Source organism: Actinosynnema sp. NPDC023794 (assembly GCF_040639675.1).
GTDB classification, from domain to species: Bacteria; Actinomycetota; Actinomycetes; order Mycobacteriales; family Pseudonocardiaceae; genus Actinosynnema; species Actinosynnema luteola.
In genome coordinates, this window is the sequence record NZ_JBFAFR010000001.1 from 794,651 (window position 1) to 812,889 (window position 18,239).

Here is an 18,239-nt window from a genome sequence, read left to right on the forward strand (position 1 = left end):
TTCGGGTGGGGGCGCGGTCGGTGCGGGTCATCGTGGCGCGTCTCCCTGGTCGACGCGCGCGTGCAGCCGTTCGCGGATCTCGTCGGGCGTGTAGGCGCGACGCTTGCGTTCGGCCCGTGCGATCACCACCCCGGTCGCCGTGACACCCGCGACACCGGCCAGTCCGAGCAGCTTCCACCAGCGCATCTGCCTAGGCTACCGGGATGGCTGGAACGAAGATCGGTCTGGACGAGGCGGTCGAACTCACCCGCACCGGTGACATCTGGTTGTTCCGCGGCAGCTCGGTGGCCGACCGGGCGATCCGGGTGACCACGAACAGCCCGGTGAACCACGTCGGCATGACCGTGGCCGTCGAGGACCTGCCGCCGTTGATGTGGCACGCCGAGATGGGCCGCTCCCTGCCGGACGTGTGGACCGGCACGCACCACCGCGGCGTGCAGTTGCACGACCTGCGTGACGCGGTGCTGGTGTGGGCGCGGAAGTACGGGCAGCGGGCGTGGCTGCGGCAACTCGACCGGCCGACGACGCGGGAGGAGGACGACGCCGTGCTGAAGACGGTGGCGCGGCTGAACGGGACGCCGTTCCCGTCGACGGCGAGGTTGGCCGGTCGGTGGTTGCGCGGGCGGTTGCCGAATCTGCGCGAGTCTTCGGACACGACGTTGGAGACGGCGTATTGCGCGGAGGTGGTGGCGGTGACCTACGAGGAGATGGGGCTGCTGCCGAGCGGGCGTCGGGTCAACTGGTACGACCCGGGACGGTTCTGGAGTGGTGACGAGCTGGATCTGGTGGGTGGGGCGCGGTTGGGGGAGGAGATCGGGGTGGAGATACCCCAGGAGTGATTCGGGGCCGGCTGGTGGGTTCGGAAGGTTGGCGGGGGGTGGTGAGGGCGCCTTCGCTTAAAACAGGAGTGTCGAAAGAGGTTCGGATCTAGCATTCGGTTGGTGAACAAGCGTTCGAGCGTGGCGTTGGTGGCCGTCCTGCTGGCCGGGTGCGCTGCCGAGGCCGGCGTGCCGCAGGAGAAGCCCCAGACCGGGTTGCTGGGCGCGCTGGCGGGTGTGCGGGCCACTGCCGAGTCGTCCGTGCTGGTCGAGTACGGGGACGTGGCGGCGGTGCGGGCGTTGCTCGACAAGGACCCCCAGCGCTTCCGGGACCTGCAGGGTTATGGGTACTCCGACCTGGCCGGGCACAGCCGCGTGCTGCCCGACCTGGTCGGGTTCGACCCGGGCAAGGCCAGCACGGCGTTGCGGGTGGGGCAGTCGCCGAAGTGGGCGGCTGTGCTGCGGATGGACGTCGACGTGCCGGGGGTGGACGCCAAGCTCGCCGGGTTGGGTGGGCGGCGTGGTGGCTCGGGTGTCTGGACGACCGGTGAGGACAACGAGATCGACCCGGACGGGCCGTTGGCGGAGGCCGGGATCGTGACCGGGTTCCAGCAGGTGCGGGTGGAGGCGGGCTCGGTGGTGCACTCCCCCGCCGGAGAGTCGCTGAAGTGGGTCACCGAGCCGCCGGGGAATCAGTCGTTGGCCGACGACCCCATGATCGGCGAGTTGGCGCGGTGCCTCGGTGACGTCTCGGCCGCGTTGATCAGCAAGCCGAAGAACGGGTTGCCGGTGGCGGCGGGGGTGCGCACGACGCCGGCGGGTGAGAGCACCGAGGTCGTGTGCGTGCCCGACGAGAATCCCAACGCGCTCAAGGACCTCGTGCGGACGAACCTCGAGACCGCGCCTTGGGCGGAGGCCCTGCCCGGCGCGACGGCCGAGCAGCCCGCCGACCAGACCGGTGTCGTGCGGGTGCTCGCGCCGACCGCGCCGGGCGCGCGGATCGGTCGGGTGCTCCAGGCGTCGCAACGCGGCGAGTTGCCGACGTTGTTCGACTGAGCCGTTCAGTCGAACCGCTGCGCGACCTGCTCCCGGCGGGCCGCGACGGACGAGCCCGATTCACGCCGGGCCATGCGGCGCAGGACGACGGACGCGAGGGCCAGGCCCACCACGGCCCACGCGCCGAGGGCGATCACGGTCTCCGGTTGCCGCCACGAGCCGCCGATCTCGGCGACCGCGACCGCGTCCGGCAGCAGGGCGGACCGCAGGCCGAGCCCCAGCCAGTAGAGCGGGAACGCCTGGCCGATCCACTGGACCCACCCCGGCAGGGCGGTGATCGGGTAGAACACGCCCGACACCGCCACCAGCGCCATGATCAGCAACGTGACGAAGCCGAGGCTCTGGGTGTTGCCGAACACCGCGCCCACGACCGCCCCGATCGGCAGGACGGCGAGCAGGCCGAGCACCAGCACCCACACCAAGGTGACCCAGGTCGACAGGCGACCCGGTCGCAGGCCGTCGAACAGCAGCATCGCGGGCACCAGGATGAGCACGAGCACCGCGACCGTCATCGCCGCCTTGCCCAGCACCTTGCCGATGACGTACGCGAGCACGCCGTTCGGCGTCGCCTTCGCCCGCAGCAACGTGCCGTCCTCGCGGTCCATGGTGAGGGTCATCGCCAGGCCCATCAGGCCGGAGAAGACCGCGCTCATCGCCAGGATCCCCGGCACGGCCTGCGCGCCCAACGGGAAGTCCACGCCGGGCACCGTGCCGTCGCCGAACGCGTACATCACGACCAGCGCGACCACCGGCAGCCACAGCCAGCCCATCAGCTCGCCCGCGTTGGCCATGGTGTGGCCGAACTCGATCCGACCGCGCCGCACCCCCGCGCGCACGGCCACCACCCGGGCGTTCACGCGGTCACCAGCTCGGACTCGCGCACCAGCGCCAGGTACACGTCCTCCAGGCTCGCGCGCCGCACTTCGAGGTCGTCCACCGCCTTGCCGTGCTCGGCGAACAGCTCGCGCACGTAACCGGTGGAGTCGGCCACGGACAGCACGTGCTCCTCACCGCCCAGCCGGTACCGCACCTCGGCCTCGCCGGCGATCCGGGCGGCCAGTTCCGCCGCCGTGCCGTCGGCGACCACCCGGCCGGCCACCAGGATCACGATGCGGTCGGCCAGCTTCTCCGCCTCGGCGAGGTCGTGGGTGGTGAGCAGGATCGAGGTGCCGGACAGGCCGCGCACCAGCTCGTGGAACTCACGCCGGGCCTCGGGGTCGAAGCCGACCGTCGGCTCGTCGAGGAACAGCAGGTCGGGCTGCCCGACCAGGCCGACCGCGACGTCCAGCCGCCGCCGCTGCCCGCCGGACAGCGTGCCGATCCTCTTGTCGGCGTGGTCGGTCAGGCCGACCGACCCGATCAGCTCGTCGAGGTCGAACGCCCGCCCGCGGTACGGCTCGTAGCACAGGCTCAGGTAGGACAGCAGCTCACGCACCCGCCACCGGCCGTGGTCGCGCCACGACTGCAGGACCACGCCCAGCCGGGCGCGCCACGCCTCGTCGCCGTCGTCGGGGTCGACGCCGAGCACCCGGACCTCGCCGGCCGACCGCTTGCGGAAGCCTTCCAGGATCTCGATGGTGGTGGTCTTGCCCGCGCCGTTGGGCCCGAGCAGCGCCACCACCTCCCCCGGTCCGACGGTCAGGTCGACGCCCTTGAGCACGTCGGTGGACCCGTACCGCATGCGCAGGCCGCGCGTCTGCACAACCGACGGTTCCCGCTGGTTGTCGTTGGTTTTCATGTCTTGAACCGTATCGTTGAAGTATCCTGTTGAGGCTTTCCGCGACTTGTGCGAGCAAGGTGTCGGAAAACCTTCAAATTCCCGTTGAACCCGAACGCGTGTGGGGTGCTTGCCGGTGGGTCTTCGCCCGGTGGATCTGGCCCGTGCCGCGGGCATCTCGGCCCAGCAGGTGCGCAACTACCTCGACGCCGGGGTGCTGCCGCCGGCCGAACGCTCACCGGCGGGGTACCGGGTGTTCGACGAGCGGCACCGGCAGGCGTTGACGACGTACCGGGCGCTGGGTCGCGGGTACGGGTGGGACGCCGCCAAGGCCATCATGCGCTCGGTCCACGACGGCGCGCCCGACCAGGCGTTGGTCCGGGTGGACGCCGAGCACGCGGCGGCGCACGGGCAGCGGCTGGCGTTGCGGGCGACGGCGGAGGCGTTGGAGGCGGTGGCCGGGCACCCGCCGGACACCGTGCCGCGGACCGGGCTGCGGGTGGGCGAGTTGGCCGCACGGCTCGGCGTGCGGCCGTCGGCGTTGCGGGTGTGGGAGGCGGCGGGTCTGCTGCTGCCGAAGCGCGACACCGACGGGCACCGGCGGTTCGGCCCGACGGACGTCCGCGACGCCCGACTGGTGGCCACGCTGCGGCAGAGCCGCTACCCGCTGCCGACGATCAAGCCGATCATGGACGAGTTCCGCAGCTCGGGCGGCGCGGACGCGTTGCGCGCCGCGATCACCGCCCGGGAGGCCGAGATCGGCCGGCGGGCCCGGTCGATGCTCGAAGCCGCCGCCGCCCTGCACGGCTACCTGGCGGTGGTCAGTCCCGCCTCGTAGGCGAGGATCGCGGCCTGGACCCGGTTGGTCACGTCGAGGCGTTGCAGGATCGCGCTGACGTGCGCCTTCACCGTGCCCTCGGCGACGGTCAGGCGCCGGGCGATGTCCTGGTTGGACAAGCCCTGCCCCACCAGCGCCAACACCTCGCGCTCACGTCCGGTCAGGGTGTCGACCCTCTTGCGGGCCTGGTCGTAGCGGGTGAGGCGCCCGCCGCGCAGGTCGGCGACCACGCGGTGGGCGATCCTGGGCGAGAGGTAGGCCGCGCCCTCGGCCGCCGCGCGCACGCCGATCAGCAGTTCCCTCGGGTCGGCGGCCTTGAGCAGGAAGCCGTTGGCCCCTTCACCCAACGCCCGCGCGACGTACTCGTCCTCGTCGAACGTCGTCAGCATGACCACCGCGACCTCCGGTATGGCCAGGCGCAGTTCCGCGGCGGCGGCCAGGCCGTCCAGGCGGGGCATCCGGATGTCCAGCAGGACGACGTCCGGCTGGTGCTCCCGCGCCAGCTCGACCGCCTCACGCCCGTCGGCGGCTTCGGCGACCACCTCGATGCCCGGGTCGGTGTCGAGGATCGCCCGCACGCCGGCGCGGACCATCGCCTCGTCGTCGGCGAGCAGCACGCGGATCATGCCCCACCCTCCCGCGGCAGTCGGGCGGTCACCGTGAACCGGTCGTCGACCACACCCGACCGCAGCGTGCCACCGACCAACCGGACCCGCTCGGCCAGGCCCGCCAAGCCGCTGCCGCCGCCGTCGCCGGCGGGCGTCCGGTCGACCGGGTTGGCCACGGTGACCAGCACCTCGTCGGTCGTCGCCAGCTCCACGGTGACCGGCGCGCCGGGCGCGTGCCGGGCGGCGTTGGTCAGCGCCTCCTGCACCACCCGGTGCACGGCGCGGTCCAGCAGGGGCGGCAGCGGGGTGGTGTCGCCGGTCCGGGTCAGGACCACCGGCAGGCCGGCCGCGGCTGCCCGGTCCACCAGCGCCTCCACGGTCTCGTCCGGCGGCTCGAACGGGGTGGCGCCCTCCCGCAGCACGCCGACGGTGCGCCGCAGGCGGTCGGTGGCCGTCACCGCCGACTCCCGCAGACCGGCCGCGGCCCGGCGGGTGGGCTCGGTGTCGGCGGTCAGCTCCAACGCGCCGGCGCGCAGCGCGATCAACGTCAACTCGTGGCCGAGCGAGTCGTGCATGTCGGCCGCGATCCGGGCCCGCTCACGCAGCCGGGCGCGATCGGCGACGAGTTCCTGCGCCCGCTCCAGCTGCACGATCCGCTCCCGTCCCACCTCGATCAGCTCGGCCTGCTGCCGCCGGAACCGGCCGGCGAGCCACGGCAGCGCCACGAACAGGCCTACGCTCGCCAACGCGCCGACACCTTCCCAGACCCGCACCACCGCGATCACCAGCCCGACCGCCGCCGCCGCGCCGACCACCAGCCCGCCCCGGCGCACCGGCCGGTACCGGCCGTGCAGGTGGACCAGCACGGCCAGCACCGGGTAGAGCAGCTGCCGCCACACCGGCAACGCGTCCGTGGCCAGCCCGTTGAGCAGCCCCGCGAGCGCGAGCACCGCGAGGACCACGCCGTTCAGCATGGTGCGGACCCTACCGAGGGTCATCCGGTGTGGACCGTCGCGCGCAGGCGGAGCAGCCGGGCCGTGGCCGTCGCCACGCCGGCCAGGGCCGCGACGACCACCGTGATCGTCAACGGCAGGGCGAAGTAGGTCAGCTGCGCCCACGTGACCGTGCGCCCGTTGACCAGGATCGAGGTGAGGTCCGGGTAGGCCGCCAGCAGCGCGCCCGGCACGAGCAGCGGCACGAACCGCAACGCCACCCGCCACGCAGGCGTGCCCGCCCGACGTCGTGCCCACCGGGCCGACCGCCGCACACCGAGCACCCCGAGACCGATGGCGGCCAACGCGATCAAGCCCAGCACCAGCTCGAACGTCTGCCGACCGCCGTCGGCGGGCGCCGGATCACGGCCCTGGCTCACCGCGACCAGGCCGTTGAGGATGTCGTAGGTCGCGTCGTACAGCGACGCGCTGTTGACCAGCACCGCGAACCCGTGCCCAGTGCTCGGAACGATCGCCTGCACGGCCGAGTAGGTGAACAGGTTCCCGGGGTGCACGAGCTGCTCCACGCCGTCCGGTCCCCGCTCGGGGATCCAGCCCATCGCGTAGTCGTCCACAGTGGACGAGGTGTGCATGGCGCGCAGGCCCTCGGGCGACACGAGCTGTGCGCCGTTGCCCGTCTGGCTGATCAGCCACCTGCCCATGTCGGCGGCCGTGGTGACGACACCGCCACCGCCGCTGTGGAACCCGGGCAGCTCGGGCCTGCTCAGCCACGCGCCGAACACCGAGTTGTAGCCGTCGGCGGGTCGGATGTCGTCCGTCGACACCGTGCTGCGCGACATGCCGAGCGGCCCGAACACGTGCTGCTTGAGGTAGTCGTCGAACGTCCGGCCGCTCGCCACCTCGACCACCCGCGCGGCCAGGTCGTAGTTCACGTTGCAGTACTCGTAATGCGTGCCCGGGTCGGCGGCCAACGAGCCGGGGGACAGCTTGGCGGTGTAGTCGCCCAGGGAGGTGGCGGTTTCCAGCGCGGTCACGTCGATCGTGGTGTCGGAGAAGCCCGAGGTCTGGTTCAGCAGGTGCCGGACGGTGACGTCGGCGAACCTCGGGTCGGCCATCGTGAAGCCGGGCAGCTGGTCGGCCACCGGCTCGTCCAGCGCGATCCGACCGTCCTCCACCAGCGTCATCACGGCCATCGCGGTGAACGACTTGCTGACCGACGCGATCCGCATCGGTGTGTCCGCCGTGACAGGTTCCCCTTCGGAGTCCTCGCCGTACCCGGCAGCGTGCACGACACGGTCGCCCTGGGTCACCACCACCGACAGGCCCGGCAGCCCGGTGTCGTGCATGACCTCGGCCAGGTAGTCGTCGATGGAACTCGGCGCGGCGTGCGCGGCGGGGCTCAGGAGCGCCGCGGCTGCGACCGCGATCAGGATCGGCATTGCCTTCATGCCGATGACGGTAGGAATCGCCGACCTGCCCGGACATCAGTCCACGGGTCCGACCCGCCCCTGACGAAAGTGGTAGAACTCCGCGCCGGCGACCAGGTCCACCCCGCCGGTCGGGTGGTCCTCGCGGAGGCTGCGGAGCACCCGTGCGCGGAACGCGTCACGGTCCACCGGCGGCAGCGCGTCGTACAACCACCGGTTGCCGTGCGACATCAGCCACGACCAGCACGCCTCGGGCCCGTCGACCGGGAACGACGCCTCAGTCCCGATCCGCCCACCGTGCCGCAGCCCCACCCGACCCGCACGCTCACCCCACGTCACGGGCTCGTGCCGCGTCACCTCCCCGACTCGACGGGTGAACTCGTCCACGATCCGCCCGTACGCCGCCCACCACCCACCGTCCGCGCTGGGACCCGGCACGGAGAACGCGAACACCCCACCGGGCTTGAGCACCCGCGCCACCTCCGCGAACACCGCATCGGCGTCGAGGACGTGCACCAGGAAACCGCTGAGCACCACGTCGAACGACGCGTCGGGCAGCTCGAGACGCCGCGCGTCGAGCACCCTCGCGTCCACCCCGGGCAGCGCCTCCCGCAACCCGTCCAACATCGCCGACGACACGTCCCCCGCCACCACCGAACAGCCGGCAGCCACGAGCGCCGCGGTCACCGCACCCCGCCCCGCGCCGAGGTCCAACACCCGTGAGCCGGGCTCCGGCGCGACCCACTGGACCAACCGCCGGCCGAACGTGGCGAAGAACGGCACCTCCCGGTCGTAATCGGCGGCCACCCGGTCGAAGAGCTCCGCACCGAGATCCACCACGATCCGCAGCCTACGACGCGAACCTGCCTACCGCGCCGTGGTTTTCGGCCAGGGCCCGCCCGCCGGATCGTGCCGGACAGGCCCCGACCCCGAAGCTCAGCGCTTGAAGGTGAACGTGAAGTCGCCGGACAGCTTGCCGCTCAACCGGACCGCCGACACAACCTTCCCCTCCGCGATGAGCCTCTCGACCTCACCCCGCGGCAGACCGAAAGCGTCAGCGATCAGGCGCACCGGCCGAACGGGGATCCGCGCCGCGAACCGGACCGACACGTCGACCACCTCGTGGTCCAGGTGATCCGATCCGCCGGTGTCGAGACGCCAGGCGTCGTCCCAGTCGAGGGCGATGCGGTTGCGACGTCGCAAGACGGGGTCCTGCAGCAGGTCGGCGATCAACCCGAGGTCGTTGTCGTGCAACCGATCCAACAACTCGGACCGCACGGAACGCACGTTGACCCGCTCCAGGACCGTGAGCTTCACGGTGTCCCCGCACGCCGCGCAGAGCAGGAGGAGCCAGGCGTCGAGGACCTTGTGGTTCGCGTTGACGCGGAACTTGCCGCTAGCCCGGAAGCGATCGGACGCGCACACGTGGCAACGGCGCTGAACGAGCGGCAGGCGGGTGGGCACGACCATCCAGTTTTTGAGCACAGGAAATACACCGGTTCTGTGAGAAGTCCGCAGCAGAAGGAGCGCGGGCGCACAAGGCGCGACGCGCGACTGATCAGCTCTTGGGAGGTCTCACAGAATCTGCAACGGCTCGCCCTTGCCTAGACGACGTGACTCGCCAGCACGCTAACGGCGCACCACACCTTCACTCCACCGGTTTTCCGAGGACGGCTCGAGTCGCGCCGCACTGCACGCAGCCGGCGAGGAAGCGGCTTGCCCAACCGTCACCACAACGGACCCGCAGCAACCGCACCCAAGCCCGATTTGACATCGGTTCGGGCCCGTAAGGGGCCCGTGTCACATCGAGCCGGCCTCAACCACCGACCCCGTCACCCGTGATCGACCGGCAACTCCGCAACACCCCAAGACGTGTCGGGCACCGCAGCCACGTCCACAACCAGCTCACCACCGCGCGCAACGAACTCCTCCGACAGCCACGACCTGCCGTGCGCCCGCCCGTTCACCGTCACCCCACCCACATACACATTCGACGGAGACGCCTCGGGCGCCCTGATGGTGATCGTCGGCCCACCGTTCCGGTTGATCTTCGCCTTCACGAACATCGGACTGGACAGCAACAGCTCCGCCCGACTCGGCGTCTGCGGGTACACGCCGAGCGCGGCGAACACGTACCACGCCGACATGGTGCCGAGGTCGTCGTTGCCGGGCAGCCCGCTCGGTCCCGTCCGGTACACCAGGGACGCCATGGCGCGCACGGTCTCCTGCGTCTTCCACGGCCGGCCCAACGCGTTGTAGAGCCACGGCGTGTGAATGCCGGGCTCGTTGGTCGGGTCGTACCGCAACCCGTCGCCACCCGTCGCCCACGAGCCGTCCGGCTTGCGGAAGAACGCGTCCAACCGCTGGGCCGCCCGCTCACGCCCGCCCATCGCCGCCGCGAGCCCGGACACGTCGTGCTGCACCATCCACGTGTAGGTCGAACTCGTGCCCTGGGCGAACCCGACGTCCGACGACGGGCTGAACGGCGACACCCACGTGCCGTCCGACCTCCGCGCCTGCTGGTAGCCGACGCCCACACCCCCGGCCGAGGGGTTGAACGTGTTGCGCCACCAACCCGCCCGCGGCAGCAACGCGTCCCGCACGTCGTCGCGCCCGAGCCGCCGTGCCCAGTCGGCCAACGCGAAGTCGGCCGCGGCGTCCTCCAACGTCTCCGCCGCGCCGCCCCAGCAGTGGCACGTGTCCTGCGGCGCGTAGCCCAGGCGCAGGTACTCGGCCAGGTTCGGCCGCTGCCCCTCGCACTGGCCGGGGCACCCCTTGTCGGACAGGCCGTCCGGGTGCGGCACGGTGGCCTGGCGCACCAGCGACTCGAACGCCGACCGCACGTCGAAGTCCCGCGCGCCCATCGCGTGCATGCCCGCCAACGCGGGCGCGGACGGGTCGCCCGTCATCACGTGCGTCGGCCCGTTGACGTGCACCCAGCGGTCCCACACGCCGCCGTTCTGGCGGGCCAGGTTGAGCAGCGACTGGGCGTAGTCGGAGGCGATCCGCGGTTCGAGCAGGGCCAGGAGCTGGGTGTGGGCGCGGTACTGGTCCCAGCCGGAGAAGTTGCCGTACTGGGCGCGTTGGCCGCGTTCCAGGCGGTGCACCTGCCGGTCGCTGCCGAGGTACGTGCCGTCCACGTCGCTGGTCACGTTCGGTTGCAGGAACGCGTGGTAGAGGGCGGTGTAGAAGGTGGTGCGCCGCGCCTCGGTCCCGCCGGCGACCTCCACGGCGCGCAGTTGCCGCGCCCACTCGCGGCGGGCGTCGGCCGCGACGTCGTCCACGCTGTCGTGGGGCCGGATCTCGCGGTCCAGGTTGCGCCGCGCGGCCTCCGCGCTGGTGTACGAGATGCCGACCCGGACCCGCACGTCGTCGTCACGGGAGGTGTCGAAGGTGACGTAGCCGCCCGACCCGCGTCCCTGCCGCGCCGCGCCGGTCTCGTAGCCCTCGCCGCCGGTCGCGGTGGTGCCGCCGGGCTGGTGCGCGCCGTCGACCCACGTGCCGGTGCCCGCGAACGCGCGGTCGAACGACGCGGTGAAGTGCAGCCGGTAGTAGGTCTTCTTGTTGTTCGCGCCACCGTTGGCCCGACGGCCGCAGAACGCGCCGGTGAGCACGGACCCCGACACCGTGCGCGCGGCCGGGTCGATGGTGACCTCGGCGTCCTCGCTGCCGTTGAGCGAGTTCGACACCCGGAACAGCAGGGCGGCGGGCCGGTCGCGCGGGAAGGTGAAGTCGCCGACGCCCGCCCGCGTGGTCACGCTCAGGTCGGCCGCCGCGCCGGAGGCCAGCTTGACCGCGTAACGGCCCGGCGTGGCCGACTCGTCGGCGTGGGAGAAGTCGGCGGCGTAGACCTCGTCGCGGACGTCGGCGGTCGGCGAGCCGGTGACCTCGCCGACGAACGGCATGATCGGCACGTCGCCCGCCGCGCCGGGGTGGCAGCCCGCGCCGTTGACGTGGGTGAGGCTGAACCCGCGCACCCTGGTGGCGTCGTAGGCGTACCCGTTGGCCGCGCCGGTGTTGGTCTGGTCGCCGCGGGTGCTGGTCGGGCTCCACGAGATCATCCCGAACGGCCGCACCGCGCCGGGGTAGGTGTTGCCGCCGCCCGCCGACCCGATCAGCGGGTCGACGTGCCCGACCGCGTCCTTCGCCGACGCGGTGGCCGGCACCGCCAACCCCGCCGCCAGCACCATCGCCAACCCGGCCGTGAGCACCCGCACCGCGTCCCCCAACTCTCGACTGCCCTCGGGTCTACCCAACCGGGCAGGCGGGCCGGAAGCCCCGGCGCGGTTTCTGTCCGCTGTTGTCAGGGGAACGCTCCCGGCCGTTCGCGGGCACGTCACCCGCCGTCCACCCTGGACCGTGCGGCTAGGGTTCGCCGCATGCCGGGTCAGGTCGAGACCGAACTCCTGATCGCCTTCGCGCGGTTCGCCGGACCGGTGCGCGGTGTCGGCGTGACGCTGATCAGCGCGTTCGGCGTGCTGTCCGTGCCCGCCGACGCCCTGCCGCTCGGCCTGGGGCTGTGCGGCCTGGTGCTGATCGGCGCGGTGGCGGACTTCCGGTCGCCGCGAGTCGCCTTCGTGCTGTCGATCGTGCGGGTGGTGGCGCTGTGCGCGGCGCAGGAGCAGCTCGGCGCCACGGGCACGTGGTCGCTCAACGTGCTCACCACCACCGCGATCACCTTGCAGTGGGAGTGGGCGCCGAAGGTCACCGTGCCGACCACAGCCGCGCTGCTCACCGTCTACCTGACCGCGGTGTCGGGGGACGGTGGGGTGGCGCTGCGGGTGGTGGTGGAGTGCGTGTTGGCGCGGTTGGCGTTGCTGCTGCTGCGCCGGTCGTCACGGCGGGTGGACGAGCTGCGGACGCGGCGCGCGGCGCTGGAGCGCCAGGAGGCGGTGGCGTTGGAGCGGCGCAGGCGTGAGCGCGAGTACCTGGCGCTGCTGCACGACACGGCCTCGGCGACGTTCCTGGTGGTGGCGGTGAACGGGCGGGAATCCGATCCGGCGGAGGTCGCCGGGTACGCACGTCGTGACCTGGACCTGCTGACCGGCACGTCAGGTGTGCCGCGGGACAGCTCGGTGGACGTCGGCTCGTCGTTGCGGGCGGTGGTGGAACGCAGCCCGCTGGAGGTCGACGTGCGGTGGGAGAGCGTGCTGCTGCCGGCTTCGGTGGCATTGGCGCTGGTGCGGGCGGTGCGGGAGGCGTTGACGAACGTGGAGCGGCACGCGGGGACGGGTGCGGCGCAGTTGCGGGTGAGGGCGTCCGGCGGCGGGGTCGAGGTGGAGGTGACCGACGCGGGGCGCGGGTTCGACGTCGGCGCGGTCTCGGACCACCGGCGGGGTCTGCGCGGGTCGGTGGTCGAGCGGATGGCGGCCGTCGGCGGGCGGGCCGAGGTGACGTCCCGGCCCGGTCGGACGACGGTGCGGATGGAGTGGCCCGGTGATTGATCAAGGGGTCGGAGCGCGGTCGTGGGCGGGACCGTTGCTCACCTGGAGTCGTGACGAGGGCGATCACGGCGACGACAGCCGCGAGGCCGAACGGCACGTGTTCGCCGGCGTGCGGCTGATCCTGCTCGGCGTCACCGCCGTGCTGCAGGTGAGCCTCGGCTTCGGCGCCCTGCTCACCTACCCCCACCACCCGGCCGCGCGGGTCACGCTCGCCGTGTTCGTCTCGGTGACGCTGCTGTGCGCGATCTGGGTCGTGCGACGCGAACCACCGCCGCGGGCCGTGGTCGTGGGCGGTGTGGTGGCGGTGATGGCGGCTTCCGCGCTGGCCACCGCCGTGCTGCCGTCGTACGCGATCTTCGGGCCGGCGCACTGGTCGTGGGGTCAGGTCGGGTGGTCGCTGCTGCTGTTGCTGCTGGACCGCGTCCCCGCGCTGCTCGCCGCGCAGGCGGCGCACGTGGTGCTCGGCGTCGGGCAGTGGCTGCTCGCCGGCACACCGGACCTGGCCGGGATCGGCAACGCGGGCGTGGTCGTGCTCAGCGCGACCAGCCTCCAGCTCGGCGCCCTGGTGATGACCCGGTTCATGCTGCGCAACGCGTCCCAGGCCGTCGAGGTCGCCGCCGAACGGGAGCGCGCGGCGACCCGTGCCGCGTTGGCCGAGCAGTGGGAGCAGGACCTGCGCGCCGGGTTCGCCGGACAACTGGGCGCCACCCTGCCGCTGCTCGCGGACCTCGCCGACGGCGTGCTCGACCCGCGTGCCGACGAGACCCGGCGGCGGTGCGCGCTCGCGGCCACCCAGCTGCGGCGGTTGTTCGCCGAGAACGACGACGTGCCCGACCCGCTGGTGCACGAGGTCACGGCGTGCGTGCACGTCGCCGAACGGCGCGGGGTGGCGGTGTCGCTCGCGGTCAGCGGCGCGACGGTGCCGGTGCCGACCGACGTGCGGCGGCAGCTGACCGGACCGCTGGCGGAGGCGTTGTCGGCGGCGCGGGAGCGGGCCCGGGTGAGCCTGCTGCGCACCGAGGGCGAGGTGCGGGTGGCGGTGGTCTCCGACGCGGAGGTCGAGGTGGGAACCGCGATGGGGCCGGTCGAGGTCGAAAGCGGCACGTACGGTCGGCACACGCGGATGGAGGCCAGATGGCGGACGAACTGAGCGCAGTGGTGGTGGACGACCACCCGGCGGTGCGCGCGGGCGTCGCCTACTGGCTGTCGTCCGGCACGCCGCCGATCCGGGTCGTCGCGAGCGGCGATGACGTGCGCTCGGCGTGGCTCGGCGAGGGCGCGGACGCCGACGTGGTGATCCTCGACCTGCACCTGAACGGACCGACGCCGGTGCTCGGCGACCTGCGCCGGCTGGTCGAGGCGGGTCGGCGGGTCGTCGTCTACTCGATGCGCGCCGACGACGACATCGCGTTGCAGTGCCTGGAACTGGGCGCGTTGTGCTACCTGACCAAGGCGGAGGGCGCGGAGCACCTCGTGCAGGCGACCCGTGCGGCGGCGGAGGGCAGGTCGTACACGCCGCCCTCGCTGGCGGGCGCGTTGGCGGGCGACCGGTCCGACCACCGGCCCGCGTTGTCGGCGCGGGAGGTCGAGGTGCTCGTCGAGTGGTTCCAGTCGGAGTCCAAGGAGTTCGTGGCGCAGCGGCTCGGCATCTCGCTGAGCACGGTGAACTCGCACCTGGAGCGGATCCGGGTCAAGTACGCGCTGATCGGGCGGGAGGCGCCGACGAAGGCCGCGCTGGTGGCGCGGGCGATCCAGGACGGGCTGATCGGCGTGGACGAGCTCTGACCCGGGCCACCGGCGCACGTGGTCACGGCAGCCGGATGCCCGGCCGGCGACCGCGGCCCTGACGAGTCGAGCGCCTTCCGCGGGCCCGGAGCCGGTCGCCGAAGTCGCCTCCGCCGGATCACAGTCGGTAGTCGTGCCGGCACGGTACGGTGGGCAGCACACCGCCTCCCTCACACCGTTGTGATCACCGGAGGTTGCAGTACATGAGATCCCTCATCCGCGTCGGCCACGCGCTGACGGCGGTCGCGGTCGCCGCCGGGCTCGTCGTCACCGCGCCGGCCGGCGCGAGCACCGCCCCGCACTGGTCGCCGCGCCTGGACAACCCGTACGTCGGCGCGCGCCCCTACGTCAACCCGGAGTGGTCCGCCCGCGCCGCCGCCGAACCGGGTGGCACGGCCGTCGCCGGCCAGCCGACCGGCGTGTGGCTCGACAGCATCGCGTCCGTGCAGGGCGCCGACGGGACGATGGGCCTGCGCGCCCACCTGGACGCGGCCCTGCGGCAGAACGCCACCCTGGTGCAGCTCGTGCTGTGGAACCTGCCCGGCCGCGACTGCGGTCGCCTGGCCACCAACGGCGAGCTGGCGTGGAACGAGCTGCCGCGCTACAAGCAGGAGTTCATCGACCCGATCGCCGCGATCCTGGCCGACCCGGCGTACGCGCGGCTGCGGGTCGTCACGGTCGTGGAGCCCAACTCGTTGCCGTACCTCGTCACGCACGTCCAGCCGCGCTACGACGCCACCCTGGCCTGCGAGTACGTCAAGGCGGCCGGCTCGTACACCGAGGGCATCGGGTACGCGCTGGCGAAGCTCGGCGCGATCCGCAACGTCTACAGCTACCTCGACATCAGCCACCACGGCAACATCGGCTGGGACGACAACCGCAAGCCGACGCTGGCGCTGCTGGTGAAGGCCGCGACCTCGGGCGGCAGCCGGCTCGGCGCCGTGCACGGCTTCATCGCCAACACCGCCGACTACTCGGTGCTGCGCGAGGAGTTCATCGTCAAGACGGTGATCAACGGGCAGCACATCCAGCAGACCAGGTGGGTCGACTGGAACCCGTTCATCGACGAGCTTTCCTTCGTGGACTTCTTCCGGACCGAGGCGGTCGCGGCGGGCTTCGCCGCGCAGGTCGGCGTGCTGCTCGACACCTCGCGCAACGGGTGGGGCGGCCCGAACCGGCCGACCAAGCCGGGTTACGAGACGAACGTGGACGTCTACGTCGACACCAGCCGGATCGACCGCAGGGCGCGGATCTGGAACTGGTGCAACCAGGTCGGCACGGGCCTGGGCGAACGTCCGGTCGCGGCGCCCCGGCCGAACGTCGACGCGTACGTGTGGATGAAGCCGCCGGGCGAGTCGGACGGCGCGAGCATCCCGATCCCGATCGCCGGCGAGAACTTCAACCGGGAGTGCGACCCCACCTACGACGGTCGCCCGAACGCCAGCCCGGACCCGACCGGGGCGTGGCAGGACGCGCCGCCTGCCGGCCACTGGCACTCGGCGCAGTTCCGGGAACTGCTGCGCAACGCCCACCCCGCGCTCTGAACTCGGTTTCTTGCGGATAATCCGGTGTTGTCCTGGTAGCTAGACTGGGGCCATGTCCGCCATGGCCCCAGCCCGCACCGAATCCGACCTGTCGTTCCTCCTGGACCACACCGGTCACGTGCTGCGCACCCGGATGGCGGCGGCGTTGGCCGAGATCGGCCTGACCGCCCGCATGCACTGCGTCCTCGTCCACGCCTTGCAGGAGGAGCGCACGCAGATCCAGCTGGCCGAGATCGGCGACATGGACAAGACCACCATGGTGGTCACGGTGGACGCGCTGGAGAAGGCCGGCCTCGCCGAGCGCCGGCCGTCCAGCACCGACCGGCGGGCCCGGATCGTCGCCGTCACCGAGAAGGGCGCCGAACTGGCGAAGCAGAGCCAGGCGGTCGTCGACGGGGTGCACCGGACCGCCTTGGAGTCGCTGCCCGACAAAGATCGCGAAGCGCTGCTGCACGCACTGAACCTGCTGGTCAGCGGCCATCTGTCCACCCCGATCCCGGCACCTCAGACGGCCCGCCGAGCCCGCGAGAGCACGAGGTAAGTCCGCGACAGATTGTCTGTAACGAAACTATCCGCTACGGTTCCTCCTGTCCCCACCGGAACAGGAGAGACCGATGTCGTCCTCGCTCGACACACCGCTCGACACACCCCGCGCGAACCGCTGGTCGGCGCTGGTCGTGCTGTCCGCCGCGATGCTGATGACCATCCTCGACGGCAGCATCGTCACCGTCGCCATGCCCGCCATCCAGCGTGACCTGGGCTTCTCCCCCGCCGGCCTGAGCTGGACGGTCAACGCCTACCTGATCGCGTTCGGCGGCCTGCTGCTGCTGGCCGGCCGACTCGGCGACCTGATCGGGCGCAAGGCGATGTTCCTGGCCGGCAACGCGGTCTTCACCGCCGCGTCGCTGCTGGCGGGCGTGGCCGGCACACCGGGGTTGCTGATCGCGGCCCGGTTCCTGCAAGGCGCGGGCAGCGCGATGGCGTCGGCGGTCGTGCTCGGCATCCTGGTCACGCTGTTCACCGACCCGGCTGAACGCGCCAAGGCGATCGGCGTGTTCAGCTTCACCGGCGCGGCGGGGGCGTCCATCGGGCAGGTGCTCGGCGGCGTGCTGACCGACGCGCTGAGCTGGCACTGGATCTTCTTCATCAACCTGCCGATCGGCGTGGCCACCGTGCTGCTGGCGATCCGCGTGCTGCCGGCCGACCGGGGCGCGGGCCTGTCCGCCGGCGCCGACGTGCTCGGCGCGGCGCTGGTCACGAGCGGCCTGATGCTCGGCATCTACACCGTGGTCAAGGTCGAGCAGCACGGCTGGACGGCCGCGCACACGCTCGGTCTCGGCGCGCTGTCGGCCGCGTTGCTGGCCGCGTTCACCGTTCGGCAGGCCCGTGCGCGGACGCCGTTGATGCCGCTGCGGATCCTGCGTTCGCGCAACGTGGCCGGCGCGAACCTGGTGCAGGTGCTCACGTTGTCGGCGATGTTCGCGTTCCAGATCATCGTCGCGCTCTTCATGCAGAAGGTGCTGGCCTACAGCGCGCTCGCCACCGGGTTGGCGATGCTGCCGGCGGCGGTCGCGATCGGCGGTGTGTCGCTGTTCGTCTCGGCCCGGTTGAACACCCGCTTCGGCGAACGCGCGGTGCTGCTGGTCGGGCTCGCGCTGCTGACCGGCGCGATGGTCAAGCTGGCCACGGTCCCGGTGGACGCCGACTACCCCGCCGACCTGCTGCCCGTGATGCTGCTGATCGCCGGCGGCGGGCTGGTGCTGCCCGCGTTGGCGTCACTGGGCATGTCCGACGCGAAGCCCGACGACGCGGGCCTGGTGTCCGGCCTGTTCAACACGACGCAGCAGGTCGGCATGGCGTTGGGGGTGGCCGTGCTGTCCACGCTGGCCGCCGCGCGGACCGAGGGGGAGCGGGCGTCGGGCGCCGCCGAGCCGGTCGCGCTGACCGCCGGGTACCACGTGGCGTTCACCGTGGCCGCCTCGCTGCTGGTCGCCGCGTTCGCCGTCACGCTCCTCGTCCTGCGCAAGCGTTCCCGCTGACTTCTCCGGA

General features: G+C 72.3%; 18 protein-coding genes. 9 read left to right on the plus strand and 9 right to left on the minus strand.

Features of this window, described 5'->3' with window-relative positions; translation table 11 throughout:
- Positions 1–27: 27 nt before the first annotated feature.
- Entirely contained in the window at positions 28–186 is a 159-nt protein-coding gene (locus tag AB0H12_RS03550; RefSeq protein WP_499620520.1) for a hypothetical protein, read from the minus strand.
- A gap of 17 nt (positions 187–203) precedes the next feature.
- Here AB0H12_RS03550 and AB0H12_RS03555 point away from each other — a divergent pair, with 17 nt between their 5' ends.
- Positions 204–839 carry a hypothetical protein gene (locus tag AB0H12_RS03555; RefSeq protein ID WP_499620521.1) on the plus strand — a complete coding sequence of 212 codons (636 nt, stop codon included), beginning with the start codon at positions 204–206 and terminating at the stop codon, positions 837–839.
- Positions 840–941: 102 nt separating this feature from the next.
- Complete coding sequence (locus tag AB0H12_RS03560; RefSeq protein WP_499620523.1) at positions 942–1,874, plus strand: hypothetical protein; 933 nt, start codon at positions 942–944, stop codon at positions 1,872–1,874.
- Between the two features lie 5 nt (positions 1,875–1,879).
- Here the strand turns inward: AB0H12_RS03560 and AB0H12_RS03565 are convergent, their stop codons facing one another.
- Together AB0H12_RS03565 and AB0H12_RS03570 are read right to left on the minus strand one after the other, a co-directional pair.
- Complete coding sequence (locus AB0H12_RS03565) at positions 1,880–2,731, minus strand: ABC transporter permease (protein ID WP_499620524.1); 852 nt, start codon at positions 2,729–2,731, stop codon at positions 1,880–1,882.
- Positions 2,728–3,612, minus strand: a complete 885-nt coding sequence (locus AB0H12_RS03570) for an ABC transporter ATP-binding protein (protein WP_499620526.1) — start codon at positions 3,610–3,612, stop codon at positions 2,728–2,730. Before AB0H12_RS03570 ends, AB0H12_RS03565 begins: the two co-directional genes overlap by 4 nt.
- Before the next feature lie 115 nt (positions 3,613–3,727).
- Between AB0H12_RS03570 and AB0H12_RS03575 the strand changes: the two genes are divergently transcribed.
- On the plus strand, positions 3,728–4,429 hold the full coding sequence (locus tag AB0H12_RS03575) for a MerR family transcriptional regulator (RefSeq protein ID WP_230572245.1): 702 nt from the start codon (positions 3,728–3,730) through the stop codon (positions 4,427–4,429).
- On the opposite strand, the gene AB0H12_RS03580 is transcribed toward AB0H12_RS03575, so the two are convergent.
- The 6 genes from AB0H12_RS03580 to AB0H12_RS03605 all read right to left on the minus strand — a co-directional run bounded on the left by AB0H12_RS03580 (position 4,399) and on the right by AB0H12_RS03605 (position 11,634).
- A complete protein-coding gene (locus AB0H12_RS03580; RefSeq protein ID WP_499620528.1) occupies positions 4,399–5,055 on the minus strand; it encodes a response regulator in 657 nt (218 codons plus the stop codon). The genes AB0H12_RS03575 and AB0H12_RS03580 overlap by 31 nt on opposite strands.
- Entirely contained in the window at positions 5,052–6,011 is a 960-nt protein-coding gene (locus AB0H12_RS03585) for a sensor histidine kinase (protein WP_499620529.1), read from the minus strand. Before AB0H12_RS03585 ends, AB0H12_RS03580 begins: the two co-directional genes overlap by 4 nt.
- Before the next feature lie 20 nt (positions 6,012–6,031).
- The gene (locus tag AB0H12_RS03590) at positions 6,032–7,438 is read right to left on the minus strand and encodes a serine hydrolase domain-containing protein (RefSeq protein ID WP_499620531.1); all 1,407 of its coding nucleotides are present in this window, start codon (positions 7,436–7,438) and stop codon (positions 6,032–6,034) included.
- Between the two features lie 36 nt (positions 7,439–7,474).
- Positions 7,475–8,257: a class I SAM-dependent methyltransferase gene (locus AB0H12_RS03595; protein WP_499620532.1), complete on the minus strand. Its 783-nt coding sequence runs from the start codon at positions 8,255–8,257 to the stop codon at positions 7,475–7,477.
- Positions 8,258–8,353: 96 nt separating this feature from the next.
- Complete coding sequence (locus tag AB0H12_RS03600) at positions 8,354–8,902, minus strand: DUF1062 domain-containing protein (RefSeq protein ID WP_499620533.1); 549 nt, start codon at positions 8,900–8,902, stop codon at positions 8,354–8,356.
- A 347-nt stretch (positions 8,903–9,249) separates the two neighbouring features.
- Positions 9,250–11,634 (minus strand): GH92 family glycosyl hydrolase, encoded by a 2,385-nt coding sequence (locus tag AB0H12_RS03605; RefSeq protein WP_499620534.1) that lies wholly within the window; start codon positions 11,632–11,634, stop codon positions 9,250–9,252.
- A 162-nt stretch (positions 11,635–11,796) separates the two neighbouring features.
- Here AB0H12_RS03605 and AB0H12_RS03610 point away from each other — a divergent pair, with 162 nt between their 5' ends.
- From AB0H12_RS03610 to AB0H12_RS03635, 6 genes are all read left to right on the plus strand, one after another.
- On the plus strand, positions 11,797–12,861 hold the full coding sequence (locus AB0H12_RS03610) for a sensor histidine kinase (protein ID WP_499620535.1): 1,065 nt from the start codon (positions 11,797–11,799) through the stop codon (positions 12,859–12,861).
- Positions 12,854–14,011 carry a hypothetical protein gene (locus AB0H12_RS03615; RefSeq protein ID WP_499620536.1) on the plus strand — a complete coding sequence of 386 codons (1,158 nt, stop codon included), beginning with the start codon at positions 12,854–12,856 and terminating at the stop codon, positions 14,009–14,011. Before AB0H12_RS03610 ends, AB0H12_RS03615 begins: the two co-directional genes overlap by 8 nt.
- A complete protein-coding gene (locus AB0H12_RS03620; RefSeq protein WP_499620538.1) occupies positions 13,996–14,646 on the plus strand; it encodes a response regulator in 651 nt (216 codons plus the stop codon). The genes AB0H12_RS03615 and AB0H12_RS03620 overlap by 16 nt, the downstream gene beginning before the upstream one ends.
- A 203-nt stretch (positions 14,647–14,849) precedes the next feature.
- Entirely contained in the window at positions 14,850–16,190 is a 1,341-nt protein-coding gene (locus tag AB0H12_RS03625; RefSeq protein ID WP_499620540.1) for a glycoside hydrolase family 6 protein, read from the plus strand.
- Positions 16,191–16,242: 52 nt separating this feature from the next.
- Positions 16,243–16,731: a MarR family winged helix-turn-helix transcriptional regulator gene (locus AB0H12_RS03630; protein WP_499620542.1), complete on the plus strand. Its 489-nt coding sequence runs from the start codon at positions 16,243–16,245 to the stop codon at positions 16,729–16,731.
- Positions 16,732–16,804: 73 nt separating this feature from the next.
- Positions 16,805–18,229 carry an MFS transporter gene (locus AB0H12_RS03635; protein ID WP_499620544.1) on the plus strand — a complete coding sequence of 475 codons (1,425 nt, stop codon included), beginning with the start codon at positions 16,805–16,807 and terminating at the stop codon, positions 18,227–18,229.
- Positions 18,230–18,239: the final 10 nt, after the last annotated feature.